At 60.7% G+C, this 25,604-nt stretch carries 26 protein-coding genes; 15 read left to right on the top strand and 11 right to left on the bottom strand.

The window, feature by feature from the left end; all coding sequences use genetic code 11:
* Together FB009_RS06275 and FB009_RS06265 are read left to right on the top strand one after the other, a co-directional pair.
* Window positions 1-288 carry a hypothetical protein gene (locus tag FB009_RS06275; RefSeq protein ID WP_011970045.1) on the top strand — a complete coding sequence of 96 codons (288 nt, stop codon included), beginning with the start codon at window positions 1-3 and terminating at the stop codon, window positions 286-288.
* A gap of 356 nt (window positions 289-644) precedes the next feature.
* A complete protein-coding gene (locus tag FB009_RS06265) occupies window positions 645-2,021 on the top strand; it encodes an alanine/glycine:cation symporter family protein (protein WP_011970043.1) in 1,377 nt (458 codons plus the stop codon).
* A 72-nt stretch (window positions 2,022-2,093) separates the two neighbouring features.
* Here the strand turns inward: FB009_RS06265 and FB009_RS06260 are convergent, their stop codons facing one another.
* Both FB009_RS06260 and FB009_RS06255 read right to left on the bottom strand, forming a co-directional pair.
* Entirely contained in the window at window positions 2,094-2,699 is a 606-nt protein-coding gene (locus FB009_RS06260) for a general stress protein (RefSeq protein WP_011970042.1), read from the bottom strand.
* 146 nt (window positions 2,700-2,845) lie between these two features.
* Window positions 2,846-3,160 (bottom strand): PepSY domain-containing protein, encoded by a 315-nt coding sequence (locus tag FB009_RS06255; protein WP_011970041.1) that lies wholly within the window; start codon window positions 3,158-3,160, stop codon window positions 2,846-2,848.
* Between the two features lie 284 nt (window positions 3,161-3,444).
* Here FB009_RS06255 and FB009_RS06250 point away from each other — a divergent pair, with 284 nt between their 5' ends.
* The 4 genes from FB009_RS06250 to FB009_RS06235 all read left to right on the top strand — a co-directional run bounded on the left by FB009_RS06250 (window position 3,445) and on the right by FB009_RS06235 (window position 9,107).
* Complete coding sequence (locus FB009_RS06250) at window positions 3,445-5,436, top strand: AI-2E family transporter (protein WP_127580568.1); 1,992 nt, start codon at window positions 3,445-3,447, stop codon at window positions 5,434-5,436.
* A 162-nt stretch (window positions 5,437-5,598) separates the two neighbouring features.
* On the top strand, window positions 5,599-7,788 hold the full coding sequence (locus FB009_RS06245) for a putative bifunctional diguanylate cyclase/phosphodiesterase (RefSeq protein WP_011970039.1): 2,190 nt from the start codon (window positions 5,599-5,601) through the stop codon (window positions 7,786-7,788).
* 67 nt (window positions 7,789-7,855) lie between these two features.
* On the top strand, window positions 7,856-8,524 hold the full coding sequence (locus FB009_RS06240) for a DUF2161 domain-containing phosphodiesterase (protein ID WP_011970038.1): 669 nt from the start codon (window positions 7,856-7,858) through the stop codon (window positions 8,522-8,524).
* A gap of 139 nt (window positions 8,525-8,663) precedes the next feature.
* Entirely contained in the window at window positions 8,664-9,107 is a 444-nt protein-coding gene (locus tag FB009_RS06235; protein WP_011970037.1) for an SRPBCC family protein, read from the top strand.
* 108 nt (window positions 9,108-9,215) lie between these two features.
* Here the strand turns inward: FB009_RS06235 and FB009_RS06230 are convergent, their stop codons facing one another.
* Window positions 9,216-9,566 (bottom strand): DUF2200 domain-containing protein, encoded by a 351-nt coding sequence (locus FB009_RS06230; protein WP_011970036.1) that lies wholly within the window; start codon window positions 9,564-9,566, stop codon window positions 9,216-9,218.
* Between the two features lie 203 nt (window positions 9,567-9,769).
* Here FB009_RS06230 and FB009_RS06225 point away from each other — a divergent pair, with 203 nt between their 5' ends.
* The 5 genes from FB009_RS06225 (at window position 9,770) to FB009_RS06210 (ending at window position 13,752) form a co-directional block, all read left to right on the top strand.
* The gene (locus FB009_RS06225) at window positions 9,770-11,314 is read left to right on the top strand and encodes an MFS transporter (RefSeq protein ID WP_024311372.1); all 1,545 of its coding nucleotides are present in this window, start codon (window positions 9,770-9,772) and stop codon (window positions 11,312-11,314) included.
* Between the two features lie 76 nt (window positions 11,315-11,390).
* Window positions 11,391-12,197: an endonuclease/exonuclease/phosphatase family protein gene (locus FB009_RS06220; RefSeq protein ID WP_127580565.1), complete on the top strand. Its 807-nt coding sequence runs from the start codon at window positions 11,391-11,393 to the stop codon at window positions 12,195-12,197.
* A gap of 78 nt (window positions 12,198-12,275) precedes the next feature.
* The gene (locus tag FB009_RS32650; RefSeq protein WP_153423592.1) at window positions 12,276-12,443 is read left to right on the top strand and encodes a hypothetical protein; all 168 of its coding nucleotides are present in this window, start codon (window positions 12,276-12,278) and stop codon (window positions 12,441-12,443) included.
* 59 nt (window positions 12,444-12,502) lie between these two features.
* Window positions 12,503-13,417 carry a DnaJ C-terminal domain-containing protein gene (locus FB009_RS06215; RefSeq protein ID WP_101778793.1) on the top strand — a complete coding sequence of 305 codons (915 nt, stop codon included), beginning with the start codon at window positions 12,503-12,505 and terminating at the stop codon, window positions 13,415-13,417.
* Window positions 13,414-13,752 (top strand): chaperone modulator CbpM, encoded by a 339-nt coding sequence (locus tag FB009_RS06210; RefSeq protein WP_127580563.1) that lies wholly within the window; start codon window positions 13,414-13,416, stop codon window positions 13,750-13,752. The genes FB009_RS06215 and FB009_RS06210 overlap by 4 nt, the downstream gene beginning before the upstream one ends.
* A gap of 146 nt (window positions 13,753-13,898) precedes the next feature.
* Here FB009_RS06210 and FB009_RS06205 read toward each other — a convergent pair whose 3' ends face one another.
* The gene (locus FB009_RS06205; protein ID WP_101793654.1) at window positions 13,899-15,293 is read right to left on the bottom strand and encodes a S8 family serine peptidase; all 1,395 of its coding nucleotides are present in this window, start codon (window positions 15,291-15,293) and stop codon (window positions 13,899-13,901) included.
* 192 nt (window positions 15,294-15,485) lie between these two features.
* On the opposite strand from FB009_RS06205, the gene FB009_RS06200 reads away from it, so the two are divergent.
* Together FB009_RS06200 and FB009_RS06195 are read left to right on the top strand one after the other, a co-directional pair.
* A complete protein-coding gene (locus FB009_RS06200; RefSeq protein WP_011970030.1) occupies window positions 15,486-16,028 on the top strand; it encodes an RNA polymerase sigma factor in 543 nt (180 codons plus the stop codon).
* Entirely contained in the window at window positions 16,025-16,807 is a 783-nt protein-coding gene (locus tag FB009_RS06195; protein WP_018010713.1) for an anti-sigma factor family protein, read from the top strand. The genes FB009_RS06200 and FB009_RS06195 overlap by 4 nt, the downstream gene beginning before the upstream one ends.
* A 45-nt stretch (window positions 16,808-16,852) precedes the next feature.
* On the opposite strand, the gene FB009_RS32645 is transcribed toward FB009_RS06195, so the two are convergent.
* Window positions 16,853-17,206, bottom strand: a complete 354-nt coding sequence (locus tag FB009_RS32645; RefSeq protein WP_018210275.1) for a hypothetical protein — start codon at window positions 17,204-17,206, stop codon at window positions 16,853-16,855.
* Between the two features lie 141 nt (window positions 17,207-17,347).
* Window positions 17,348-18,064, bottom strand: a complete 717-nt coding sequence (locus FB009_RS06185; RefSeq protein ID WP_127580561.1) for a DUF6065 family protein — start codon at window positions 18,062-18,064, stop codon at window positions 17,348-17,350.
* A 217-nt stretch (window positions 18,065-18,281) separates the two neighbouring features.
* On the opposite strand from FB009_RS06185, the gene greA reads away from it, so the two are divergent.
* Window positions 18,282-18,764 carry a transcription elongation factor GreA gene (gene greA, locus FB009_RS06180; RefSeq protein ID WP_011970026.1) on the top strand — a complete coding sequence of 161 codons (483 nt, stop codon included), beginning with the start codon at window positions 18,282-18,284 and terminating at the stop codon, window positions 18,762-18,764.
* A 21-nt stretch (window positions 18,765-18,785) separates the two neighbouring features.
* On the opposite strand, the gene FB009_RS06175 is transcribed toward greA, so the two are convergent.
* From FB009_RS06175 to FB009_RS06155, 5 genes are all read right to left on the bottom strand, one after another.
* Complete coding sequence (locus FB009_RS06175) at window positions 18,786-20,318, bottom strand: malonate--CoA ligase (protein ID WP_011970025.1); 1,533 nt, start codon at window positions 20,316-20,318, stop codon at window positions 18,786-18,788.
* On the bottom strand, window positions 20,315-21,754 hold the full coding sequence (locus FB009_RS06170) for a malonyl-CoA decarboxylase (protein WP_011970024.1): 1,440 nt from the start codon (window positions 21,752-21,754) through the stop codon (window positions 20,315-20,317). Before FB009_RS06170 ends, FB009_RS06175 begins: the two co-directional genes overlap by 4 nt.
* Window positions 21,751-23,067 (bottom strand): TRAP transporter large permease, encoded by a 1,317-nt coding sequence (locus tag FB009_RS06165; protein ID WP_011970023.1) that lies wholly within the window; start codon window positions 23,065-23,067, stop codon window positions 21,751-21,753. Before FB009_RS06165 ends, FB009_RS06170 begins: the two co-directional genes overlap by 4 nt.
* A complete protein-coding gene (locus FB009_RS06160) occupies window positions 23,064-23,633 on the bottom strand; it encodes a TRAP transporter small permease subunit (RefSeq protein ID WP_011970022.1) in 570 nt (189 codons plus the stop codon). Before FB009_RS06160 ends, FB009_RS06165 begins: the two co-directional genes overlap by 4 nt.
* Before the next feature lie 70 nt (window positions 23,634-23,703).
* Window positions 23,704-24,708: a TRAP transporter substrate-binding protein gene (locus FB009_RS06155; RefSeq protein WP_011970021.1), complete on the bottom strand. Its 1,005-nt coding sequence runs from the start codon at window positions 24,706-24,708 to the stop codon at window positions 23,704-23,706.
* A gap of 126 nt (window positions 24,709-24,834) precedes the next feature.
* Between FB009_RS06155 and FB009_RS06150 the strand changes: the two genes are divergently transcribed.
* Window positions 24,835-25,509: a GntR family transcriptional regulator gene (locus FB009_RS06150; protein WP_011970020.1), complete on the top strand. Its 675-nt coding sequence runs from the start codon at window positions 24,835-24,837 to the stop codon at window positions 25,507-25,509.
* Window positions 25,510-25,604: the final 95 nt, after the last annotated feature.

The raw sequence follows: 25,604 nt of genomic DNA, 5'->3' as shown, positions 1-25,604 counted from the left end.
ATGATTGAATTGACGCCAACCCAGATCCGGGGCCTCAAGCTCGCCAAGGACGGTGATGTCTATCCTCAGGACGGAAAGAGGTGGACGCACCTCAATGCCCAGGTCACCTATGCAAGGAACGACCGGTTCAAAGAGCGCCCGCAGAAGATCAAGTTCCTGAGTACAGCAACCCTCAACGAGCTGCGCGAGCATGGTCTGGTGAAAGCGCTTGATACGAATGTCATACCCGAGGAATCGGCCCACGGTATCACCATGGCCGGCAAAATGCTGCTTTTGAAGATCAAGTAGTATATTGCCGCGCGGCCTCAAACGGGGGGCTCAGGTCTCTGCCGATTTTGCCCGGCGGGATGAGGAAATGCGCATGCGATTTTGCACCCGCATCTCGTTCTTCCGCAGAATGGCGAAGCACGCGTCCTGTAAAATTTCGATCGCTACTGCCGCTCCGGCCCGGCGACTGACGCCACGGGCAGCGTTGACGACGGTCCGGCCTTACGGAAGAGCTTGCAAGGCCGGTCATCATCAATTTCATAAATAGAACCATTCGCACTATGAAATTCACCGGTGCCAACTTCTATGTATATTCGCGACCCTTGAAAGCTTGCTGTCAGCAGCCCTAAGCACGCCATCAAGGAGGAGAGCAGTTCGTGGAAGCACTTGATCAATTTTTCAACTGGCTCAACAGCATTGTTTGGGGCGTGCCTATGATCGTTCTGATCATCGGCACCGGTCTGTACCTACAGATTCGCCTGGCCTTCATGCCAATCCGCAAAGTGACCTACGGCTTCCGCATGATCCTGAAAAGCCGCACGCCCGGCAGGGCTGCGGAGGGCGAGATTACGCCCTACGCGGCGCTGATGACGGCACTGTCCGCCACTATCGGCACCGGCAATATCGCCGGTGTCGCTACCGCGATCGCGGTCGGCGGGCCGGGAGCGCTTTTCTGGATGTGGGTCACTGCTTTCGTCGGCATGGCAACAAAATATGCCGAAGTTGTCGTTGCAGTGAAATACCGCGAAATCGACGACAAAGGCGAACATGCCGGAGGACCGATGTTTGCGATCAAGAACGGCCTCGGCAAGCATTGGCAGTGGCTGGGGACCGCCTTCGCCATCTTTGGCGGACTGGCGGGTTTCGGGATCGGCAACATGGTGCAGGCTAATGGTATCGCCAGTGCCGTCCAGAATGCCTTCGGCATCGAGACCTGGATCAGCGGGATCGTCATTGCTGTTTTGACGGGTGCGGTGATTCTGGGCGGCATCCAGAGAATCGGCGCGGTTGCCGAGAAAGTCGTGCCGTTCATGGCGCTCTTCTATCTTGTCTGCGTCGCTGCTGTCCTGATTGTCTTTGCCGGCAACATCCCGCATGCCGTCGCCACCATCTTCACCCAGGCGCTTAGCCCTACGGCTGCCACCGGCGGATTTCTCGGCTCCACTGTGCTGATGGCGATACGGATGGGTGTGGCCCGCGGAATCTTTTCGAACGAGGCAGGCCTCGGCACTGCCGGCATCGCGCAGGCCGCCGGCTCGACGGCCGATCCTGTTTTCTCCGGCGTCGTCGGCATGATGGGGACGTTCATCGACACGGTCATCGTCTGCACCCTGACGGGCCTTGCGATCATGGTGTCAGGCGTCTGGACGTCCGGCGAAACCGGCGCGGTGCTGAGCTCCGCGGCATTTGAGGCGGCGCTGCCCGGCTACGGGAATTACCTCGTAACGATCTCGCTGGCACTCTTCGCCTTCACAACGATTCTCGGTTGGGCCTACTATGCGGAGAAGTGCTGGGAATTCCTGATCGGAACCGTAAGCGCGATACCGTTCCGCATCCTGTGGACCGTCGCAGCGTTCTTCGGAGCCACGCTCAGCCTCGACTTTGCCTGGCTTGTGGCCGACACATTGAACGCACTGATGGCCATTCCCAACCTGATCTCATTGCTGCTTCTGTCCCCCATAATCACAAAACTGACGCGCGAACACTTCGCCGAGGAACGGACCGCTTCGGGAATGGCCTCGCACCGCCGGTGACGAAAAAGGTTCCAACGGGACGCAACGCCTGCGTCCCGCATTCACGACCTTAAATCCGCTGCACGGCGCGCGTCAGGGCATCATGCTGCGATAGCGCTCACGCTCCCGCTCGACCTGATCTACCGTGTACGGGTCGGAATTTTCGTCAAACCGCGACCATCCTTCCTGTGCATAGAGGCTCCTGCGAGCGGTAGGATCCACGATTCTCCGCTGCCTCAGGATCGCTTCTGCCTGAGGTGCGAGATCGTCCTCTACCCTTGCCGTCACCAAAGTGCCCCCGCGGCGAACGCCTTCGGCGTAAACATGGGCGTCGTCTTCATCCACGCCGGAATCCGTCAGTGCGCCGATCAGGCCTCCGGCCGCGCCTCCCGCGACTGCGCCGGCCGCCGCACCGGCCGCGGTGGAGGCGAGCCAGCCAGCAGCAACGACGGGGCCAACGCCGGGAATTGCCATGAGCCCGAGCCCCGTCAGGAGACCGACCACGCCGCCTCCGGCAGCACCAAGGCCAGCTCCCGCCCCGGCGCCTTCGGCCGCGTTGGAGCTGTCGGTAGCGTATCGGTCGCCCGTGTTGTTCGCGACAATGCTGATATCGTCCGAAGGCACGCCTGCCGTTTCCAGGTCGGTTACAGCTTCGCGAGCGTCTTCATAATCGTCAAAGAGCCCAGTTACGGTTCTCATATTTTTCTCCCTTTCCGTTCGGAGGTATCCTGGTAGCGTGGGTCACGATCTTTTCAGGTCGCATCGACCAAAAACGAACGATCGTGTCCAATAGGTTGAGACGCTGGGTTGCGGGCGAAAAATCGCGCACACTTTTCTCATCCCCTCTACTGCGCCGTTACGTTGCCCTGGTAATCGAGAGCGACCGACACGGATTTGCCGTCTTTCATCGCAGTTGCCTGCCACACGCCCTGGTCATCCAGTTTCAATCCGTTGACGTCGGTGTATCCTGCCTCTTCAATCCGATCCTTGGCCTGCGCTTCAGTGAAGCTGTTCGCGCCTTCGACGGGGGCCGTCGGATTCTGCGAGTCGGGCGTTGCCACCGCGGGCGTGTCTCCTTCCGATGAAGGTGCCGTTTGCGCGAGCGATGACGTGGCCACGGCGCCCATCAGTGCTGCCGCGACAATGATCATATTTTTCATGTGGTTACCTCTTCAGAAGACCGCGAGTTTTTTCCCCTTCCAGAAACACGCCGGACGGAAAATGGTTCCGCCCGCACCATCTCTCGCTCGCGGAACTTGATCGGCGACGGCTTTCGCGAGAAGGAACGTCATCGGAGTGCTGTGCGTTTGCACGGAGCAGGTGCTGGGCGGCGTCAATCACTGCCCTATTTTCTTGAGCAAGCTCCTAAAGTGCGAAGCTGGTGATGACCTCCAGCCTGCTGGTGGCAGTCAGCGCGGTCGTTTGAGTAATGGTGGAGGGTACGGTGCTGAAGTTCTCGCGTGCCAATGCTCCGGATCGTGCCGCAGCCGCCAGCGGAATGCAGCAGATCGCGCTTGCGCGCGGCACGGCAGCGGCAGCACAGCGGTCACGTCTGCCAACCTTCGTCGCAACCGCAGCCACGGTTGCAGTGCTCTATTTCGCCCGTGATGTGTTTCTGCCTCTGGCGATCGCCATTTTGCTCACCTTCGCTCTCGCGCCGCTGGTTTCGAAACTGCGCAGGGTCGGTTGTCCCCGCTCAGTGGCGGTTGTCGGCACGGTAACAATCGCCTTTCTGTTCCTGTTCGCATTCAGTGGCGTTGTCGCAATGCAAGTCAGCGAGGTCGCGCAAAATCTGCCGACCTATCAATACAACATTGTCGAGAAGGTCAGGAGTTTGAAGGAGACAGGGTCGGAGAGCCAGATCCTCGACCGCCTTGGTCGCGTGATGGAGAGGATCAACATAGAAATCAGCCGGCCCGAACCCGAGCTTCGCGCCTCACCCGAAGCCGAACCTGAGAGAAAGCCCGTTCTTGTGGAGATTTTTTCTCCACAGCGACCCGTCGAGACATTGAAGAATATCATTAACCCGCTGCTTGGCCCCTTGGCAACGACTGGCCTGGTCCTCGTCGTGGTTATCTTCATGCTCTTCGAGAGGGAGGACTTGCGGGACCGTTTCATTCGGTTGGTCGGCTACGGCGATCTGCATCGAACGACCGAGGCACTTCAGGACGCGGGTGCCCGGGTTGGCCGCTATCTGCTCATGCAACTGGTCGTGAACATCACCTACGGCATTCCGCTGGCGATAGGCCTCTCGCTGCTAGGCATTCCCAATGCCGTTCTCTGGGGGATGCTGGCCATCCTACTGCGCTTCGTCCCCTATATCGGACCGGTGATCGCCGCGGCGCTGCCATTGTTCCTCGCTTTTGCCGCGGCACCGGGATGGAGCTTGCTCATTTGGACGGCTGCCCTTTTCATCGTTCTCGAACTTCTCAGCAATAATGTGGTCGAGCCTTGGCTGTATGGTTCACGCACCGGTCTGTCTCCGCTTGCGATCATCGTCTCGGCGATCTTCTGGGCATGGCTCTGGGGGCCGGTGGGATTGGTGCTGTCGACACCTCTGACCGTGTGCCTCGTAGTCCTCGGACGGCACGTCCCACAGTTCGAGTTCCTGGAGATTCTGCTGGGCAACGAGCCCGTTCTCGATCCGAAGGAGCGCCTCTACCAGCGCCTGCTCGCCGGTGATCCGGATGAGGCGACGGACAACGCCGAAGATATGCTTGAGGAGAAATATCTCGTCGAGTTCTACGACACCGTTGCGATCCCCGCATTGCTCCTGGCCGAGCGGGACCGCGCACGGGGCGCCTTGACGAGCGCCCAGGCAGCTCAGATTGCCCAGAGTGCGAACACACTTATTGCCAATCTCGAGGAGATTGCCGGCGAAGAGGAGGGGGAGGAGGAAACGAGCACGGAAGATCAGGAAAGTGACGGGGACGGGGAAATGGATGAATATGATCTTCCCACGGGAGACGGGAAATCTGTCCTTTGCGTCGGGGGGCGTGGTGACCTCGACGATGTTGCCGCTTCAATGCTCGCCCAGACCCTTTGGATCCAGGGCGCGGATGCTGCGCAGGCCGGCCACGAAGTTCTCAAGGCGGGCAATATAAAAGGTCTGAAGCTTGAAGGACGCAACGCAGTCGTCCTAAGCGTTCTCGATCAGGATTTTATGCGGCATGCCAAATTTACCGTGCGCCGGCTGAAACGTATGGCGCCTGCGGCGCGTATCGGGATCGTCCTGTGGCAGGAGAACGGCCGGCCAGGAGCAACCGAGCGAGACCAACTTATTGAATCGATGCAGGCGGATTTCGTCGTATTCGGGATGGGGGACGCCGTCCGCGAGGCGCTCTCCGACGCCGCTCCTCGTCCGTTGAAACTCGCCCATCCAAAGATCGCACCTGGATACGCCATGCGGCGAAGCAAGCGCGTCGAGAGATCATAATCGGTTCTAAAGAATTGAGACGCGGGGGCGCCGGCGGAAAGCCGGACACAGCTTTCCTCATTTCGCGCTAGAGATGGTAGACAAAGTGGATGAGAGGGGTACGGAGCTTACGGCGTTTTAAGACGTTCAGCTCAATGTGAGCCGGCCTACCAGGAGGAGCGGATGAGTTTTGTGTCTGGCAGAGTCGCGGTTTTCAGGTGGCTAATGCCCCTGGCCATCGCAATGGCCTTAATCGGGGGCATATACCTTGCCGTCCGCTGGTCAGCTCACCAATCCGATGCTGTAGCAATAGAACGGCAGCAACAACTCGTCGAGCTCGTCATCTCCAAGATGCAAGGCAGTATCGCCCACGATCAGGAGAGTGTCACAGTCTGGGATGACGCAGTCAGAAAAGTGTCTCTGGAATGGGATGCGGGGTGGGTCGATTCCAACCTGGGCAGCTGGATGCACAGCTATTTCCGACATGACGGCGCCTTCGTGATCAGCCCGGACCGCAAGCCGGTCTTCGCCTATCTCGACGGACGAACCGACGACGGGGGGATTTTCAGGAACATAGCGCCTGCGGCAATGCCGCTTGTCGCCAAGCTGCAGGAAAGGCTCGCAGCCGGCGACGAGGCAGGCACCAGTGATCAGGTGCTGTCGATCGGCGAGAGCGATCTGGTCCGGATCGAAGGCCGCCCGGCAATAGTCAGCGCTAAACCGATCGTGTCGGACACCGGTGACATCGTTCAGGAGCCCGGCCGGGAGTTTCTGCACTTGGCGATCCGTTTCCTCGACGACGATTTTCTCACCGGTCTTGGTGCGGATTACGGCTTCGAAGATCTGCGCTTTTCCGTTTCGCCGGATCTCGGTCGGAACCGGTCCTATGCGCCGATCGTACGGTCCTCCGGAGAACCAATCGGATATTTTTCCTGGCTGCCATTTAGACCCGGTGCCGCCGTGATGAAGGCCACTGCGCCGGTGCTTCTGATATCCGGCCTTCTGCTTTTCACGCTTACGAGCGGACTGAGCGTCGTCTTGCGGAGGCGGTCGAGACGCCTTCAGGAAAGTCAAGCGGAGCTCAATCACCTGGCGCGACACGATCCCTTGACCGGGCTCGCAAACCGTGCCTCTTTCAATCAGTCGCTTGCCCAAGCCGTCGCCAGCTCGGCGGCCGATCAAGCCAACGCTCTTTTGTACCTCGACCTCGATCGCTTCAAACAAGTGAACGATACGCTCGGCCATCCCGTTGGCGATCGTCTGATGGTCGCGGTGGCAAAGCGGCTTATGGAAACAGCGTCTGCTGGCGTCATTTCCAGAATTGGTGGCGATGAGTTTACCATCGTCGTCGAGCGCACCCGCCAGGAAGAGGTGGAAAAACTCTGTGACTCGCTGATTGCTGCGATCCGCCAGCCTTTCGAGATCGACGGCCAACCCATTCTTATCGGGCTTTCGATTGGTGTGGCGGTCGCAACCGGGAATGACGCCGATCCCGTCGAGATCACCCGGAAGGCCGATATCGCGCTATACCACGCCAAATCGGCCGGCCGGAACCGCTACGCCGTCTTTGGCCCTCATATGGACGAACTGATCAGGACGAAGCGGGATCTCGAGCAGGATCTGCGGGCGGCGCTTCACGCGGGCAATCAGCTCGAAGTCTTCTACCAGCCCGTATATTCAGCACAGTCGCGCGAAATAAGCTCGCTTGAGGCTCTTGTTCGCTGGCGGCATCCGAGCAAGGGCGCCATAGCACCGGATGTCTTCGTTCCGCTGGCGGAGACCGCAGGCCTTATCGATCGGCTCGGCGCTTTCGTGCTGAAGGAAGCCTGTTCTACTGCGCGCGAGTTCCCGAGCCTCGACATTGCAGTGAACGTCTCCGCGATAGAGCTGGGACAACGGCATTATGCGGCTCAGGTATTCTCATTGCTGCGGCAGTTCAGCGTCGAGCCCTGGAGATTGGAGCTCGAGATCACCGAAACGGCTCTGCTGGACGAGGCTGGCGTCTGCGAAAAAAACATCACGGCGTTGCGCGACTTCGGCGTCAAGTTCGCACTGGACGATTTCGGAACCGGCTTCTCTTCATTCGGCCGTTTGCAGCGGCTGGAGGTCGATCGGATCAAGATCGACCGGTCTTTCGTTCATGCCTTCGACCGGCCAGGTGGTGGCGTCGCGGTCGTCCAGTCCATCGTAGGCGTAGCACATGCCAAAGGCCTGCGCATCACGGCAGAAGGGGTGGAAACGGAAGAGCAGAGCGAGATACTCCGAAACCTCGGCTGTGACGAACTGCAGGGTTTCCACCTCTCCAAGCCGGTGCCAAAGAGTTCCCTCCGCCAGCTTCTTGGCGCAGAAACGGCTAAAAGGACCTCTTCCTAAGCCAATCTGGAAATCGAGCACTTTCAGCTGCCCGCAAAGGAAGAGTGCGATCGGGATCTGCAGGGAAATGGAAACGTCACTTTATCTGCCCGTCAAAGGCTTTCTCGAAAAGGCCGGCTACCTCGTCAAAGGCGAAGTTGGAGGTTGCGACCTTGTCGGCCTCAGTGATGAGGATCCGCCTGTTGTCGTGATCTGCGAACTGAAATTGAGCTTCAACCTGGAGCTCATCCTCCAGGCTATCGACCGGGCCACGATTTCGGACGAGGTCTGGATCGCCGCCAGAATGTCGGTCAAGGGCAAAGGACGGGAAAGCGACAAACGCTACCGAGATCTGTGTCGCAGGCTCGGCATCGGCATGCTTGGCATTTCCGACACAGGCGAGGTCAGCGTCATCGTCGGTTCCGTGTCGCCAATGCCGCGGAACAATCCGAAACGGCGCTCGAGGCTCATGCGTGAACACCAGAAACGCCGCGGCGATCCGGCGCTCGGCGGCAGCACGCGCGCGCCCGTCATGACGGCATACCGCCAGCAGGCGCTCGCCTGTGCGGCAGCTCTCGAGGCAGGCCCGCTGCGTGTGCGCGACCTCAGAATGGGGATGCCGGAGGCCGGTAAGATATTGCTGTCGAATGTATATGGCTGGTTCGAGCGGCTCGATCGAGGCGTGTACGGCTTGACGGATGCAGGCCGGGAAGCGCTGCGGCGTTGGCCGCAGGAACACATGCAGGCGGCTGAGTAAAGCGTCGGTCGATGTTTGTGAGGTTGGCGCCTTAGAAAAAATCGGTGGTCCGGTGTCGGGTTGTCGGATACCCGTTCGTCCTTGGCGCATGGATCGGCAATTCATCGGAGCCGTCCGCCGTTCTTAAGGATAAACGATCATGCCCAACACTGTACGATTGCACCGCGTTCTGGCGACCAGCCCGGAGAAACTCTATCGCGCGTTCCTCGAGGCCGACGCGCTCGCGAAATGGCTTCCGCCGAATGGCTTTGCCTGCACCGTGCATCATCTGGAGCCAAAAGCCGGCGGCACCTTCAAAATGTCCTTCCGGAACTTCACGACGGGTGAAAGCCACGCCTTTGGTGGTGAATATGTCGAACTATTCCCCGGCGAACGTCTGCGCTACACGGACAAATTCGACGACCCCAACCTGCCCGGCGAGATGCAGGTGACCGTGACGTTGAAGAAAGTATCGGTCGGTACCGAACTCGAGATCGTGCAGGAAGGCGTACCCGACGTCATTCCACTCGAGGCCTGCTATCTTGGTTGGCAGGAATCTCTGCGAAATCTGGCAAGGCTCGTCGAACCCGAGATCAACCAATAGCGCCTAAGGACCGGTCAAAGACCGGCGCCGGCCGCTTCGGAGGAAGTAGCCGGCGCCGGAGATCCGCTCTTGGACGGCATCGACGCAAACCACGGTCGGTAAGCATGGCTACTTTCGAAGAATTTTTTCCATCGCCTTTCCCCTCGCGAGTTCGTCGATCAGTTTGTCCAGGTAGCGGATCTCGCGCATTGTCGTTTCCTGAATTTCTTCGACGCGAACGCCGCAGATCAAACCAGTAATCAACGTGCGGGAGGGATTCATCCGAGGCGCTTGTGCAAAGAAGTCCCGGAAGCAGGTGTTCTTCGCCAACTGATCGTCCAATGTCTGCTGACTGTGCCCCGTCAGCCAACGGATGATTTCGTCGACCTCTGCCTTCGTGCGTCCCTTCTTCTCCGCCTTGGCGACATAGTGGGGATAGACGCTCGCGACACTAACCGAATAAATGCGATGCTCCGCCATGCTTTCTCCTTGAGTGTTCTAGCTTCTAGCCGGTTGGAACGGTTCGATTCTTGAGCATTGCCGTCTGCGGATGGCCCGCCGACCGCAGGACCTGACGAAGTTTGCCTTGTGCGAAAGGACGGGCAGCATAGCCGTCTTTGAAAATTGATACTTGTCAACCGATACAATTCGGAGAAATCTCCGCCGCTTCCGGGAGTATGACCATGGCCGAAACTCTTCACATTCCTGAGCAGGCAAGCCGCCGCGAGTGGATTGGACTTTGCGTTCTGTCGATCGCTTGCCTGGTCTACTCGATGGACCTGTCGGTGCTGTTCCTCGCTGTACCGGCGATCGTCGCGGACCTCGATCCGTCCGCATCGCAACTGCTATGGATCAACGATATCTACGGCTTCATGGTCGCAGGCTTTCTCGTGACCATGGGGACGCTGGGAGATAGGATCGGCCGCCGGCGTGTATTGCTGATGGGGGCCTTTGCTTTCGGCATCGCATCCGCCTTCGCTGCTTTCTCGAATAGCGCGGGGCAACTCATTCTGGCAAGGGCGCTGCTTGGCATTGCCGGCGCAACGATCGCACCCTCCACGCTTTCGCTCATCGTCAACCTCTTCAAAAACGAGGCGGAACGAAACAGGGCGATCGGCATCTGGGGCACCGCCTTTGCTCTGGGTGGCCTCGTCGGACCGCTCATCGGCGGCATTCTGCTGCAGTACTTCCACTGGGGATCGGTATTCCTGATCAATATACCAGTCATGCTGCTGCTTCTGATCGTCGCCCCTTTTCTGCTGCCGGAATACAGAAATGAAGATGCGGGCCGGCTGGATTTCCCGAGCGTGCTGCTTTCGCTCGCGACGGTTCTGCCTGTGATCTACGGCCTTAAACATATGGCTGCCGACGGATTCCAGCTTGCCCAGCTCGCTCCGATCGGACTGGGCATTTTGGTCGGTGTTCTATTTGTCCGCCGCCAGCGGCGCCTTAGCGATCCGTTGATCGACCTCGCGCTATTCCGGGTGCCCGCCTTCACGGCGTCCCTGATGGTAAACCTCGCCGGTGTCTTCTTCGTCTTCGGTGTGTTTCTGTTCCAAAACCTCTTCCTGCAGCTAGTGCTCGGTCTGTCACCGCTCGAAGCTGCAATTTGGTCCGCGCCATCGGCTTTCGTCTTCGCCGTGATGTCCTTCCAGGCCTACCGTTTCACCAACCGCTTCGGCCCTGTCAAAACGGTGCTCGGAGGGCTTGTCATCAATGCAGCGGGAGTCGCCGCCATGGCTGTTGCCGCTTACGCCGAGAGCCTGATCGGCATCCTTGGCTCCAGCATGATCATCGGCTTCGGCTTCGTCCCCGTCATTCTCACCACGACCGGCCTGATCGTGGGGACTGCACCGCCCGAACGGGCAGGCTCGGCTTCGGCCATATCGGAGACGAGCGCAGAATTCGGAGGCGCATTGGGAATCGCGGTGCTCGGCAGCCTGGCGACCTTCGTCTATCGCCTGGCGATGGACCGCGCCGACCTGAGCGGCCTCGATCCCGTCCAAGCCGAGGCTGTTTCTGCGACACTTGCCGGAGCAGTCGAGACAGCGCAATCAATGCCGGCATCCGCTTCGGCTGTCTGGCTGGAGGCAGCGAGGAGCGGCTTCTCGCTTGGTTTTGCCACATGCTGCGTCGTTGCTGCGGTCACGCTCCTTCTGCTCGCGATCGTCGCACGACGGGTATATGCCACAGCCCACATCAATGAGAGCACATTGACCCCTCATTGAGGGCCTCGCGACCTCAGTGGATTGTTCACCGGCCCCGGATGCAAATGTGCCGGCAGCTAAGTCGGAAAGGAATGGGATGCGAATACTCTCGTTGAACGCCTGGGGCGGGAGAATACATAATCCTCTGTTGAAATATCTCGGCAGCACAAAGGCCGACATCCTCTGTCTGCAGGAGGTCGTGCGCACGTCCGGCCAGCCGCATGGCTGGCTGACCTATCGCGATGGTGACCTGCGCCTGCCGCAGCGCTCGAACCTTTTCGACGAAATCCGCGCGTCGCTACCCGCGCACTGCGCGCAGTTCTTTCCCGTCGCACGCGGTCTGCTCCATGACGATTACGGCCGCGAGATCTGGTCCGAATTCGGCTTGGCGACCTTCGTGCGGGAGAGCTACGCGATAATCGGCGAAGCGCTCGGTTTCGTGCACGGCGCCTTCACGCCAGACAGCTGGGGCGAGCATCCGCGCGCGCGAAATGCACATTGCATCCGGGTTTTTGATCCGGACAGCGGGCTCTACGCCACAATCGCTCAGATGCACGGACTGCGCGATCCCGCGGGCAAGGGCGACACGCCTGCACGAGCGGAGCAGTCAATGCGCCTGGTGAGGCTGATCGAGAGCGTCTGGCCGGGCGACGAGCGGCTCGTGGTTTGCGGCGACTTCAACCTGCTGCCGCAGAGTTCGACATTCGCGCGGCTCGCAACCTTAGGCCTGTCGGATCTCGTCACCGGCCGCGGCTACACCGACACGCGAACTTCTTTCTACGAGAAGGAAGGGCGCTTTGCCGACTACATGCTGGTGAACGATCGCGTCGACGTGGTCGGCTTCGAAGTCGTGGCCGACCCAGAAGTGTCGGATCATCGTCCGCTGCTTCTGAAGTTGCGGTAAGAGAAAACGCAATTTTTTAGAGAGGCCGCGTTAGCAGCGCGGATCGCATGCCTCGCGACCTGAACGGGCAAGGCTGCCATGCGCCATGTAACGAGTCTTCGAGGGGGCGTCATGTATGACGGCACGCTCCTGTTCCGGCCACTCCTCGACAAAGTCAATGGCATCTTCCAGGTTCGGGATCTCCCTGATCACCTGCCGAAAGGACCGGCGGTGAGGCTGGGCAAGGCCGACGGCGACCCCATATAATTTACGAAGGCGTGGCTCGAACTTCGAGCCTGAGCGTCTCGAATTGTTGGAGGTCATCGGTGACTGACGATCCCTACAAGGTTCTGGGTGTTCCGCGAACGGCCACGCAGAACGAAATCCGCAAGGCTTATCGGAAGCGCGCGAAGGAATTGCATCCCGACCTGAATCCGGGCGACCAACAGGTGGAAACGCAATTCAAGGAGCTTTCGGCTGCTTATCGTCTGTTGAACGATCCCGAGCAGCGGGCTCGGTTCGACCGGGGCGAGGTCGACGCTTCGGGGGCGGAGCGGCCCGACCAGCGCTTCTACAGACACTATGCCGATGCAGATCAGGCGGGCCGGTACACATCGACGGGCGGATCGCGTGAATTCGAGGATATTTCCGACATTTTCTCGGACCTTTTCGGGGGGCAGGGCCGGGGAAATTTCCGGGCCCGGGGACAGGACCTGCACTATCAATTGGAGGTCGAATTCCTCGATGCCGTGAACGGCGCCCGACGCCGGATCACCCTTCCCGACGGGAAAACGCTCGAGCTGGCCATTCCCGCGGGCACGCGCGACGGCAGCACGCTGCGGCTCAAGGGAAAGGGGGCGCCCGGGATCGGCGGCGCGGAAAGCGGAGACGCGCTGATCGCGGTCAATGTCCGTCCTCACCCGACATTCTCTCGCAATGGCAATGACATCGACGTGGAATTACCCGTTACGCTTTACGAGGCGGTGCTCGGGGCAAAGATCGAGGTGCCGACGATCTCCGGCCGCGTAGCCATGACCGTGCCGAAAGGATCAAGTTCCGGCGACGTGTTGCGTCTGAAGGGAAAGGGGGTGAAGCCAGAGAACGGTCCCCCCGGCGATCAGCACGTCAGGCTTAGGGTGGTGTTGCCGGAAAAAATGGATTCCGATCTTGAGAGCTTCATGGAAACCTGGCGCCGAACACATGCCTATGACCCGCGCGAAGCGATGAGGAGGACACTATGAGACTGACGGAGAGACAGGTCCTCGAACTCGTCCGCACCGTAACGTCCCGGCAGTTGCGGCAATGGGTGGGCCGGGGTTGGATTGTGCCGTCCCACGGAGAGAGTGGACCGTTGTTCGACGACGTTGACATCGCCCGAATCCGACTGGTCTGCGAGCTGCGAGACGACATGAACGTCAACGACGATGCGGTGTCGATCATCCTTGCGCTGCTGGATCAGCTTTACCGCTTGCGGGGTGAACTCAGAACGGTCGCCGATGCTCTCAAAGGGCAGCCCGACGAGATTCGTCAGGAGATCCGGCAGGCCTTTTCAGTGACGATACAGCGGCGTCGATAGAGCGCTTCGAGCGACGTGGGACGGATTTTTTTCTGAAACCAGGACCCCGGCCGGTAGGTTAGCTCTGATGCTCTGTCGAGACGTCATAGAAGAGCCTTCCGCGTCTCAGCCATCGCTGCAGAAAAATCGAGCCAGGTTTCACGACTTTACGTTTTGGTGTCGCAAATCGCCCGTGCGTTCAAAAGGCCCCAGCCGAAGACGGGATCCTTTCCCGGATCTCCGAGATCTTCCGCGTGTCCGGTCAGCCTGTCGCGGAGCCGCTCGGGCGCAAGGTCCGGTTCGGATGCCATCATCATCGCCACGGCCGCGGTCACGAAAGGTGCGGCGAAAGACGTCCCCGTCTTCGGACGCGCGCCTCGGACCGAGGCCGCTGTCCAGACGGCCACGCCCGGCGCAGCGAAGTCGATATGTTCCCCGCGTCCGGCGCGCCTGTAAGGCCGCTTCTGCCTGTCGGTTGCAGTGACGGCGATGACATTTTCGTAGGCGCCGGGATAAACCGGCTTTGCTCTCGGACCATCATTGCCGGCGGCGGCAACCATGATGATGCCGCGCTCCCCCACCTCCTTGACCGCCTGTTCAAGCAGGAGATTGGGCGGGCCGGCAAGGCTGAGATTGATGACCTTTACCTGACGTCCGGCGAGAAGGTCGAGCGCGCGCGCAAGATCGAAGGCGGCGGAGACGTCATCCTGCCGCCCTGCGCGGTGAAATGCGTCCACGGCGATGAGCTTGCCGCCGGGTATCAGGCCCGGTGTGCGGCTGGTGGCTGAGCCGACGAGCAAGGCCGCCACAGCGGTTCCGTGCTGCTTGCCGGACTCCGGCAGCGCGTCGCTGGCAAGACGGACAATCTCGATGTTCCGGGCTTCGAATGCGATGTGATCCGGGTTGATCGCCGTATCGACCAGACCGATACGAACGCCGGCCGGGCAAGTGCCGGGCCAGCTTTGCGCTTCGGGCCAGCCGATCACCTCGCGTGCCAGGCAGTCGCTCGTGACGCAGGGAGCATCGGGATGCTGCTCCGGCCGGAAATAGTGGTTGAAGTCGACGGCCGCTTGTGGAGCCACGCTGCGCGCCTGTTGCCGCGCGCTTTCAAGTGTCACGCCCGGGGGGATGCGAAGTTTGATCACTTCGGTGCCAAAGGTCGCCATTGGGTCGCGTTCGAGGACCTCGAAGCCGGCGGCCGCCAGCTGCCCGAGTTCAGACGGACTGATCCCCAGCCCGACAATCTCTTCGGGGGCTCGTGTCGGCGGAGCGGGTGCGGCTGCTCGCGGGCGCCGCGGAGTGCTCCGACGTGGCAGGAACCCTCGGAACGGAAAAAGGCTCTTGCCGCCGCTCCATCCGGCGCCGGCGCCGTATGAGCCGGAACGGCCGGAGCCGCCCGAGCCCCGGTTGCCGCCCCCGTCGTCGTCATCATCGTCGGCCAGGGCCACGCCGGCTCCGAGCGTTTCACGCACAAGCATATTGCCGGGAGCAACGATGCCGCCCGAAACGAGAGCGATTGCCGCAAGGGAAGCGATCAGCGCAAGTTTGCACGTCGTCAGCATCAGAGAACCTCGATCGGCTTGCCCGTGCCTGAGCCGGATGATGAAAGCACGCGCGATTTTCCGTATTCCTCAATTTATCAGCGGCAGGATAGCCGCATTCCTTGGACGACGGGAACGCTAACTGTAGATTATGTCAAACGGCCGAGTCGCCGGTCTATTCCCTTTCCAGCTCAAATGACGGAGTTGCGGGACATGAGCAATGCGGTGAAGGATATCGGTGAACGCCTCATGGCGTTCCTGCCCAATCTGCGCCGCTTCGCCATCTCGCTCTGCGGCTCGCGTGATGTGGCCGATGATCTTGTGCAGGCAGCTTGCGAGCGGGCACTTGCGAGTGCCGAGCGCTTCGAGCCGGGTACGCGTTTCGACGCGTGGATGTTCCGGATTCTACGCAACCTTTGGGTCGATCAGGTGCGCCGGCAGAGGACCGCAGGCGTGCAGGACGATATTTCCGAACGCCATGACATTGCCGGTTCATCCGGCGAGCGGGAGGCCGAAGCGCGGCTGACCCTCAAGACCGTTGCGGAGGCGATCACCGAATTGCCGCAAGAGCAGCGGGAGGTGCTGCTTCTGGTCTGCGTCGAGGAGCTATCCTACCGCGAAGCCGCCGAAGTAATGGGCATTCCGATCGGAACGGTGATGAGCCGCCTGGCCAGAGCGCGGAAAAGTTTGGCCGAGGCCGCCGGAATAACGATGACCGCCGCACGTTCGCATGTGATGAAGGGCGTAAAAGAATGACCAGAACGGACTTTTCCGACGAAATACTGATGCGCTTTGCCGATGGCGAGCTCGACGCCGACACGGCTGCGCAAGTCGAGCGGGCGATGGAAACGGATGACGAACTGGTCGCGCGGGTGGCACTCTTCATCGAAACACGCCAAGCAGCCAGAACGGCCATGAAGCCGCTTCTGGATGAACCGCTGCCAGCCGAGCTCAAGGCTGCCGTCGAAAGCATGGTGGCGGAGAAGACCTCCGCACAGGCTGCGTCCGCTACCGTGCTGCCGTTTCCGCTGCGCGCTGCCAACGACCGCCGTGCGAACCGCTGGCTAACACCCGTCGCCGCGTCTCTGGCCGCCGTCATTGCCGGGTTCGGCGGATATTGGCTGCGTGGAAGTGCCGAGCCGGCGCCCGAAGGTGGCTTGCGCGTTGCAGCGATCGGCAGCCCGGCGCTTGGCGAGGCGCTCGCCACGGTTGCGGCAGGGGAGGAGAGGCAATTGCCAGGGTCCGATCAGCGTTTCCGGGCGATTGCCACATTCCGCGACAACGCCCAGGCGCTCTGCCGTGAGTTCGAGTTGGACTCGGCCGACCGCTCGACCGTCGTCTCGGTAGCTTGCCGAAATGGGACCGAATGGCGGGTGACCTTTGCCGTCGTCGCCCCGGGTAGCAGTGGCGGCTATGCCCCTGCATCTTCCACCGAAACGCTAGATGCCTATCTGGCGGCGATCGATGCCGGAGCGCCCCTTGAAGCAGCGGAAGAGGCCAAGGCCCTCAAAGAGCTCCAAGGCGGGCAAAGGTAATGCGTCAAATATTTTCGGACATGGAATAGAGGCAGGTATCGCCCGTTACTCCACCGGATCGAAGTACCGGTCCGTTTTCAAACAAGGAGTAAATGGCATGACCAAGAACTGGATGAGTACGGCAATAGCTACCGGCCTCGCTGCATTCGTGGGCTCTGCCGCTGAGGCGAGGGAACACGCCTCGGCATTTGCTGAGATCGGGCGCGCTCCCACGCAAACCGCCCAGACCTCCGGCCGGACGGACGGCGAGATCATCGTCGCCGGCAACAGTTCGTCCAACTCGAGTTCGAATTCGTCGAGCAATTCGAGTTCCAACTCGTCCTCAAACAGTTCCTCGAACTCGAGCTCCAACTCGTCCTCGAACAGCTCTTCGAACTCGAGTTCGAACCGTTCGTCCAATTCGAGCTCGAACCGGTCCGACCGCGATTACCGTCCAGGCAAGCTATGGCACACGGGGCGCTGACGCCGCGAAAGAGTTGAAGGGGAAAAAGGAAGCGGGGACCGAAGCTTCGGTCCCCGCTTTCATGAGTGGCGGATCGTTCAGCGGTCCGCGCGCGCCGTCTTGCGATACCAGCCCTCGCCGGCCGTGGTGTTCCGGTGGACAGCCTCGCGCTCGGCAGCCTCCGCACGGGTCTCGGCACGGATTTCTGCCGTGACTGCCGCATCGGCACGACGGAAAGGGATCACCTGCACCAGCGGCGTTCCCTTCTCGATGACGTAAAGACCATCGGGTGCCGTGGCGAAGAACGGAAAATGGATGTGAGCGGTATAGGTGTCCGTATCGACGACCCCGGAGACGCATTCGAAAGCCTGTCCCTGGCGGTTGAGCGGCGGCAGAAACAGGCAGCTCCAGCCGGGAGGCGTGCGGATCGACCAGTAGTTGTGAAACTTGCAGGGTGGGGAGGGCTCTTTCGGATTCCCCGCCACCTGGTGGGCACCGTGATTGCTGACCATGACACGGTCGAACTCCCACCCTGCCTCGACGCAGCGGCCGCCATCCTTGATGTCCAGCCGCACCGTGGCGGCGATCGGCAGGATCCAGCCGGCGGACATCGCGTCGAGAAATGGCATGCAGCGTTTGACGGTCAGTCCATTATTGGTGGTCGACAGGTGCCTTTTGTCGACCGGCGGCAGCCGGCGGAACCAATCCGGCAAGACCGACTTGGCGCGTACCGGCGGTGCAATGACGCCATTGTCCTCCGGATGGCAGACAAAGCGAATCATCTGCGGCGGTTCTTTCTTTAGGAAGTGTAACATCCCGGGTCTCCTGTTGAAGGCCCGGGAGTAACGGGCCCGCGGGAGGTTTATTCCGTCGGGGACCGCACACACCGTTTCACATCCCGCTGTATCGAGCAGTCGTGATTTTCGATCCAGCACTGTCGGCGTCCATCGTCGACGTATATAGTTTGGAGAAAATGGTGCGCGATCGCCTCGTTCGCAGAGCGAGAGCGCCACTTACAAACGGAGTTCGGCGGTGAGTGTTGCCTTCGTCAAGGAAGAAAGTGCTGAGGCTGCCTCGGAAACATTGCTGCCTGACCGGCCGATTTCACCTCATCCGAACCTTGTCACGGAAGAGGGGCTGAAGGCTCTGGAATCGCAGCTTAAGCAGGCGCGCGAGGCTTACGATGCCACGAGCACCATCGAGGACGTGAATGAACGGCGGCGGCAAGCTGCAAACCCGTTGCGTGATATGCGCTACTTCGCCGAAAGGGTTCGAACGGCTCAGCTCGTTCCTGGGCCGGTTTCGTTCGACGCCGTAGCCTTCGGCAGCACGGTGACGTTCAGCCGCGATGACGGACGCGTGCAAAGCTATCGGATCGTGGGCGAGGACGAAGCCGATCCCAGGTCGGGGTCGATCTCCTATGCTTCCCCGGTAGCAAGGGCTCTCATGGGCAAGGCCGTCGGCGACGTCGTGAGCGTAGGCGATCAGGAACTCGAAGTGCTCGCGATCGCGTAGAGGAAGGATCCGGGCAGAAGCCTATATGCGCGCGCCGGCTCCCGCTTCGGCATAAAGATCGGCATAGGCTTCGCGAAGCACATTTTTCTGAACCTTGCCCATCGTGTTGCGTGGCAGGTCCTCCACGAAGATCACCCGCTTCGGCTGCTTGTAGCGCGCGAGGCGGCCTTCCAGCCCCCCGAGGATGGCGCGCTCGTCGATCGTCGCACCGGGCTTCCGGACGACCACGGCCGTGACGCCTTCGCCGAAATCCGGGTGCGGCACGCCGATGACTGCCGTTTCCACGACGCCCGGCATCTGGTCGATCTCCGTTTCGACTTCCTTCGGATAGATATTGTACCCACCGGAAATCACGAGATCCTTGCCTCGCCCCACGATGTGGACGTAACCGCGGTCGTCGATCTTGCCGAGATCGCCGGTGATGAAAAAACCGTCGGCGCGAAACTCGGCCTGCGTCTTTTCCGGCATGCGCCAATAGCCCTTGAACACGTTCGGGCCTTTGACCTCGATCATGCCGGTGTCACCGTTCGGGAGAGGCTTGCCGCTCTCCGGATCGGCGACACGAAGGGAGATGCCGGGTAACGGAAAGCCCACCGTTCCGGCGATTCGCTCCCCGTCATACGGGTTCGAGGTGTTCATATTGGTTTCGGTCATGCCGTATCGCTCGAGAATGGCGTGTCCTGTCATATGCGCAAACGTCCTGTGAGTCTCGGCAAGCAGGGGCGCCGAGCCCGACACGAAAAGCCGCATCCCGGCCGTCACCTCGCGCGTCAACCCCGGATTTTGGACGAGGCGGACGTAGAAGGTCGGAACACCCATCATCGTCGTCGACCGGGGCATCAGGCTCAGGACTTCGTTCGCGTCGAATTTCGGCAGGAAAAACATCGAAGCCCCGGCCAGAAGAATGACGTTGGACGCGACGAAAAGGCCGTGCGTGTGAAAGATCGGCAGCGCATGGATCAGCCGGTCGTCGGCGGTGAAGCGCCAGTGGTCGCGGAGCGTGACGGCATTCGACAGGAGGTTGTCATGCGTCAGCATCGCGCCTTTGGACCGTCCGGTCGTGCCAGAAGTGTAAAGGATTGCGGCAAGGTCATCCGCGCGGCGGTCAAGGTCCGAAAAATCCGGCGTTTCACCAAGAGCAAGCTCGATCAGCGATCCGCCCCCCTTGTCATCGAGCGTCTCGACACCGGCGCTGCGATATGCGGCAATTTTCGAGATTCCTTCCTTGGCGGCGGGGGCGCAGACGATGAGCCGCGGCTCGGCGTCACCGAAGAAATAGTCGAGCTCCGTCAGCGTGTAGGCCGTGTTTAGGGGAAGATAGACGGCGCCTGCGCGAAGGCAGGCAAGGTAAAGCATCAACGCCTCAGGACTCTTCTCCACCTGCACCGCCACCCGGTCGCCCGGCTGCACGCCAAGGGAGACGAGCGCGGAGGCGAGGCGGCCGGAATGTTCCAGCATGTCACCATAGGTCCAAACGCGCTCGTCAGCCGCCAGGATGAAGACGGAGTCGGGGCGGGATGCCCGGCGTATGGCATCGAACAGATGATTGCTCATGAAGTGAACTCCTTATTGCCTTTCCGCCCCGGTGCATCACTCGACCGGGCATCCGGGGAAAGGATGTCGGGAACCGGAACGAGGCTGCGTGGACTCCTATCTGCGGGAACCAGGCGGCGAATGGCGGGTGCGGCGACCACCTCGCCGCGCGTGGCAAAGGCTTCGTGGTTGGTCTCGATGTCATCGAGCTTGTAGAGATAGTTGACCATGAGCCCGTGGGCCTGGCGCATCGCCCGTTCGGAACGGTCGCCCAGGAAATTTATGCGTTCGAGCCGCGCGCCGTTGCCGAGGTGGAACCGCGCTACAGGATCCGCAACCTTGCCGGAGCTGTTGCGGGCTCTGAGGAAATACCAGCCAGCCGCAGCCGACAGGTTTGGCTGAATGCTTGCCACGATCTCGGGTTGATCGGCCCAATCCGGTTCGTCGAGCAGAGCGAGCTTGCCCCGGTCGGCCTGCGAGAGGGCGTCGGACGCTTCTGCCCGCCGTTCACGCGACAACCAATCGGCAAATCCCGGCACCGGCGACAGCGTCGCGAAAGTGTCGAGGCGGGGAAGATCGCGCCGCAGATCCTCAACCACTTGTTTGATCAGGAAATTGCCGAAGGAAATGCCCCTGAGGCCCTCCTGGCAGTTCGAAATGGAGTAGAAGACCGCCGTCGTCGCGTCGGCCGCGCGGATCGGGGCGCGATCCTCCTTCAAAAGGTCCGCTATGTTCGAAGGCATTTCGCGTGTCAGCGCCACTTCAACGAAGATCAACGGGTCATCGGCGAGCTGTGGGTGGAAAAAGGCGAAGCAACGGCGGTCCTCCGGGGCAAGCCGGCGGCGCAGCTCGTCCCAGCCGCCGATATAGTGGACGGCTTCGTATCGAATGATCTTCTCCAGTATATCGGCCGGCGTCGACCAGCTGATCGGCCGCAGCACGAGAAAGCCCCGATTGAACCAGGATCCGAAGAGATGAGCGAAGTCTGTGTCGACCGCCTCCAGATCGGGGTTGCGGGCTTTGAGTTCGAGGAGGTCCTCCCGCATGCGGACGAGCGTCGCGATGCCGTTAGGGGCAAGATTCAGTCTGCGGATCAGCTCCTGGCGACGCGGTTCTGCCGCCATGCTCATTTCATGCAGCGCCTTCGGCGTCGGATCGGCGCGGTAGGAGTCGATCGCCCGCTCCAACCGTTCGATATCAGGCCCGAAGTGCGAGAGCAGCGCGATCATGAAATCGCGCCGCTTTTCCGGATCGAAGCCTTGCCAGCGATCCAGAATATTCTTGGCCAACGCCATGCCTGAAGCTTCGCCGCGGCTCGACAGCAGGGTCTCGCATAGCGCCTGCATGGTGCCGACCGCATCGGCTTCGCCATTACGGGCGGGACCGAGCGATAAAAAGCGCCGGCCGCGGTCGGCAATGCCCTGCAGCATGTCGCTAAAGAATGATGCCGTGCTCATTGAACCGTCCCCAGCATCTGGTTCGGCAGCCACGTCGCAATGTCTGGAAAGATGCAGAGGAGAACGATCGCCAGGAACATGACGAGCACGTAGGGCAGCGAGCCCCAGAGGATCTCCTTCGTCGGGATCTGCGGCGCGATGGCATTGATGACGAACAGATTAAGGCCGACCGGAGGCGTGATCAGTCCGACCTCCATGTTGATCGTCAGTACGATCGCGAACCAGTAGGGATCGAAACCGGCCTGGGTGACGATCGGGAAGAGCATCGGTGAAGTCATCACGATGACGGCGACGGGCGGCAGGAACATGCCGCAGACCAGAAGAAAGACGTTGATGATCGCCATCAGCACCCAGCGATTGACCTCCATGTCGGCAATCGCCGCCGCAACCGTTTGCGTGATGAACAGCGAGGACAGCGCGAAGGCAAAGAGCTCTGCGGCCGCCATGATCATCATGATCATGACGCTTTCCTTCATCGCCGATCCAAAAATGCCGGCGACGGGCCGAAAGCGGAACAGGCGATAGGCGACGATCACCACGACTAGTGTCAGGAAAGCACCCGCACCGGCTGCTTCCGACGGCGTGGCAATCCCGCCGTAAAGCACGTAGAGCGTGCCGGCAATGATCAGCAGGAACGGCAGGATGCGCGGAAGACCGGACAGGCGTTCCTTCATCGAGTAGCGAACGAGGCGTGCATCGAACTCGTAGCCCTTGCGCTTGCAGTCGATGACCGCCCAGGCCATGAACATGATCGTCAGCATGATGCCGGGCAGGATGCCCGCCATGAACAGCCGCCCGATGGAGGTCTCGGTCGCTATTCCGTAGACGATCAGCGTCACTGAGGGGGGAATGAGTATGCCCAGCGTGCCGCCCGCGGCGATCGAGCCGCTCGCGACCGATGGGGGATAGCCGCGCCGCATCATTTCCGGGATACCCATCTTGCCGATCGCCGCGCAGGTCGCGGGTGAAGAGCCCGTCATGCCGGAGAAGATGGCGCAGGCCCCAATATTGGACAGAATGAGCCCGCCCGGAATGCGGTTCAGCCACCGGTCGAGCGAGGTGTAGAGATCGGATCCCGCCGGAGAAGAGGCGACCGCCGCGCCCATAAGGACGAACATCGGGATCGACACATAGGCCAGATTGGCGATGCCGGAAAACATGGTATCGCCAAGCACATAGAAAATGCCGGCGCCGCTTTGCATGTAGAGCGCTGCGAAGGCGGCAAGCCCCAAGGCAAAAGCGATGGGCATTCCCGTTGCCAGCAACACGAAAAGGCAGGCGACGATCATCAGTCCAGAGACGGTCGGGCTCACTGGATGATCTCCTGTGGAGGAAGGCCGGCTTCAGGAGCCGAACCAGCTTGGGCCGCGCCATGACCAGTGGCCGCCGGCGCTGTGGGGGCGGTTAAAAGCGTCAGAATCTGCGCGACATATTGCAGGCAGAGCATGGCAAAGCTGACGGGCAGGGCGGACAGCGGCACCCAAAGTGGCGGCGCCCAAACGCTTGCGTGCTTCCAGTTGCCCGCCCAAGCGTCATGGAACTGAATCCATGTTGCGATCAGCATGACGAAGCAGAACAGGAGACCGAGCAGGCTTCCGATGATGCGCAGAACGTAGCGCACCCGGTCGCCGACCACCATCTCCACGACGTCGATGCCCACATGGCCGCCCTTGAGCAATACGTATGGCGCGCCGAGGAACATGGCTGCCGTGGCGGAAAATACGACGAAGTCCGTCTGCCAGATCGTCGCCTGGCGAAATATATAGCGCTGCATGATCATCTGGCAGACGACGAGCATTGCCGCGATGAGCAGAGCCGTCGCAACGACCGCGAGGCCTCGCGAAGCATTGCCGACAGCCTGTGAATAGGCCTTGAGCATCTGGCTTGTCCTCACACCTTGGGCGGGGGAATGACCGGCGTGCCGGAGCGCGCCGATCCACCGGCCCGGCTTACTTCACGGCCAACGCCTTTTCGATCAGCTTGTCGCCGTCGGTGACGTTGGCGGCAAAGTTCTTGTAGGAAGACTTCTTGGCAAGCGCGAGCCAGGCATCGTAATCCTCCTTCGACATCTCGACGACTTCGACGCCTGCCTTCTTGTAGGTATCGATCATGACCTGATCGCCCTTGCGGACCTCTTCGTTGAAGTAGGCCTCTGCTTTCTCGCCTGCAGCGAGCATCGCCTTTTGCTGCTCTTCCGTCAGGCCGTCGAAGACGCGCTTGGAGACCAGCACCGGTTCGTACATGAACCAGAGGGCATTTTCTCCCGGAGCCGTCAGGCACTTTGCCTGTTCGAACAGTCGATAGGACACGAAACTCGCCGACGATGTATTCGCGGCATCCAAAACGCCCGTTTGCATGCCGGTGTAGATTTCCGACGAAGGCATGGATGAAATCGAGGCGCCGGCTTCCACAAGCATCTCCTCGAAGGCCGGCCCGGCGGCGCGGATCACCTGTCCCTTGATGGTGTCGGGAGATGTGATGCAACTCTTCTTCGAAGCGAATGCACCGGAGAGCCACGCATCGGCGATCACCAAAGCGCCGGCATCTTCGATGACCTTCTTTATGTCTCCCATGAACTCCGAATCGTTCAGCCGCATCGCGCGATCGAAATTGCCAACAAGGCCGGGCATGAGCGTTGCGGAGAATTCCGGATGGCGGCCCGAAGCGTAGTCCAGCGGAAACGAAGTCATATCAAGCAGGCCACGTGTGACCGCATTCCACTGATCATTCGGCTTGTACAGCGATGAACCTGGGAAAACCTGGATCTCGAGGCCGACATTGGCGGCGGCGACCTCGCGGGCGATCAACTGCACCATCTCGTCGCGAATGTCACCCTTCCCGCCGGGAAACTGGTGCGATGCCTTGAGCACGGTCTGGGCGCCCGCCGTCGATGCGATCAAGCTCCAGGTCGCCGCGACTGCGGAAGTCGTCAACTTCCGTCGAAAACTGCTCATATCTTCCTCCCTGATATGCCGGCCCTCCCGCCGGCTTGGCATAAGAGTGGATCCTTCTTGCGTACCATGTCAAGATTTTTGTATACAAGACGGCGGATGCCGCATACGGAATGATCGCGGGGAAGGATGAGCGAGAATATTTTCTACAAACTGCGCGACGATATCGAAAACGGCATCGTCACGGGCGCGTTCGAGCCGGGCGAACGCCTGGACGAAACGCAACTTGCCACGCGTTTCGGCGTGTCCCGCACTCCAATCCGTGAAGCTTTGATGCAGCTAAGCGCGATCGGGCTTGTCGAGATCAGGCCGCGACGCGGCGCGATCGTCGTGGATCCGGCACCGCAGCGCGTCTACGAGATGTTCGAGGTAATGGCTGAACTTGAAGGTATGGCGGGCGCGCTTGCCGCGCGCCGGCATACGGAGGAGGACAGCGCGGCTTTGTTGGCAGCACATGAGAAATGCAGGGAGGCGGCCGTCAGCGAGGACACGGATCGCTACTATTACGAGAACGAGATATTCCACCGCGCGATATATGCGGCGAGCCGGAGCGGCTTCCTTGAGGAGCAATGCACTACCCTGCATCGCCGCCTTCGACCTTATCGTCGCCTTCAGCTCAGGGTTCGCAACCGGATGAAGGTCTCTTTCAAGGAGCACGGTGAAATCGTGGAGGCCGTTCTTTCCGGCGATGCGGATCGTGCGCGAGAGGGGCTGCGCAGCCATGTGGCGGTCCAAGGCGACCGCTTCGGCGATCTTGTGGCGAACCTTTCGAATCGCGAGCGGCGCAGCGGCCGGCTCGGATAGGAAGTCAATAGTTTAAGGCTTTCGCGCCAACACGGTATTCAAGAATTTGGGCCCGTGAAGACCACTGAAAATTGCCGGTTTTATTTCGAATTCCT

The sequence above is a fragment of the Sinorhizobium medicae genome, from assembly GCF_007827695.1.
GTDB classification, from domain to species: Bacteria; Pseudomonadota; Alphaproteobacteria; order Rhizobiales; family Rhizobiaceae; genus Sinorhizobium; species Sinorhizobium medicae.
This window is presented reverse-complemented; position numbering and strand designations above follow the sequence as displayed.

What these genes read in the sequence shown, in the direction of transcription:
- FB009_RS06225 (WP_024311372.1), top strand. Translation starts at nt 9,770, where the DNA reads ATGGCCGAAACTCTTCACATTCCTGAGCAGGCAAGCCGCCGCGAGTGG.
- FB009_RS06235 (WP_011970037.1), top strand. Translation starts at nt 8,664, where the DNA reads ATGCCCAACACTGTACGATTGCACCGCGTTCTGGCGACCAGCCCGGAG.
- FB009_RS06255 (WP_011970041.1), bottom strand. Translation starts at nt 3,160, where the DNA reads ATGAAAAATATGATCATTGTCGCGGCAGCACTGATGGGCGCCGTGGCC.
- FB009_RS06205 (WP_101793654.1), bottom strand. Translation starts at nt 15,293, where the DNA reads ATGCTGACGACGTGCAAACTTGCGCTGATCGCTTCCCTTGCGGCAATC.
- FB009_RS06275 (WP_011970045.1), top strand. Translation starts at nt 1, where the DNA reads ATGATTGAATTGACGCCAACCCAGATCCGGGGCCTCAAGCTCGCCAAG.
- FB009_RS06220 (WP_127580565.1), top strand. Translation starts at nt 11,391, where the DNA reads ATGCGAATACTCTCGTTGAACGCCTGGGGCGGGAGAATACATAATCCT.
- FB009_RS06175 (WP_011970025.1), bottom strand. Translation starts at nt 20,318, where the DNA reads ATGAGCAATCATCTGTTCGATGCCATACGCCGGGCATCCCGCCCCGAC.
- FB009_RS06195 (WP_018010713.1), top strand. Translation starts at nt 16,025, where the DNA reads ATGACCAGAACGGACTTTTCCGACGAAATACTGATGCGCTTTGCCGAT.
- FB009_RS06155 (WP_011970021.1), bottom strand. Translation starts at nt 24,708, where the DNA reads ATGAGCAGTTTTCGACGGAAGTTGACGACTTCCGCAGTCGCGGCGACC.
- FB009_RS06160 (WP_011970022.1), bottom strand. Translation starts at nt 23,633, where the DNA reads ATGCTCAAGGCCTATTCACAGGCTGTCGGCAATGCTTCGCGAGGCCTC.
- FB009_RS06185 (WP_127580561.1), bottom strand. Translation starts at nt 18,064, where the DNA reads ATGTTACACTTCCTAAAGAAAGAACCGCCGCAGATGATTCGCTTTGTC.
- FB009_RS06240 (WP_011970038.1), top strand. Translation starts at nt 7,856, where the DNA reads ATGGAAACGTCACTTTATCTGCCCGTCAAAGGCTTTCTCGAAAAGGCC.
- FB009_RS06210 (WP_127580563.1), top strand. Translation starts at nt 13,414, where the DNA reads ATGAGACTGACGGAGAGACAGGTCCTCGAACTCGTCCGCACCGTAACG.
- FB009_RS06170 (WP_011970024.1), bottom strand. Translation starts at nt 21,754, where the DNA reads ATGAGCACGGCATCATTCTTTAGCGACATGCTGCAGGGCATTGCCGAC.
- FB009_RS06200 (WP_011970030.1), top strand. Translation starts at nt 15,486, where the DNA reads ATGAGCAATGCGGTGAAGGATATCGGTGAACGCCTCATGGCGTTCCTG.
- FB009_RS32650 (WP_153423592.1), top strand. Translation starts at nt 12,276, where the DNA reads ATGCGCCATGTAACGAGTCTTCGAGGGGGCGTCATGTATGACGGCACG.
- FB009_RS06230 (WP_011970036.1), bottom strand. Translation starts at nt 9,566, where the DNA reads ATGGCGGAGCATCGCATTTATTCGGTTAGTGTCGCGAGCGTCTATCCC.
- FB009_RS06245 (WP_011970039.1), top strand. Translation starts at nt 5,599, where the DNA reads ATGAGTTTTGTGTCTGGCAGAGTCGCGGTTTTCAGGTGGCTAATGCCC.
- FB009_RS06260 (WP_011970042.1), bottom strand. Translation starts at nt 2,699, where the DNA reads ATGAGAACCGTAACTGGGCTCTTTGACGATTATGAAGACGCTCGCGAA.
- FB009_RS06150 (WP_011970020.1), top strand. Translation starts at nt 24,835, where the DNA reads ATGAGCGAGAATATTTTCTACAAACTGCGCGACGATATCGAAAACGGC.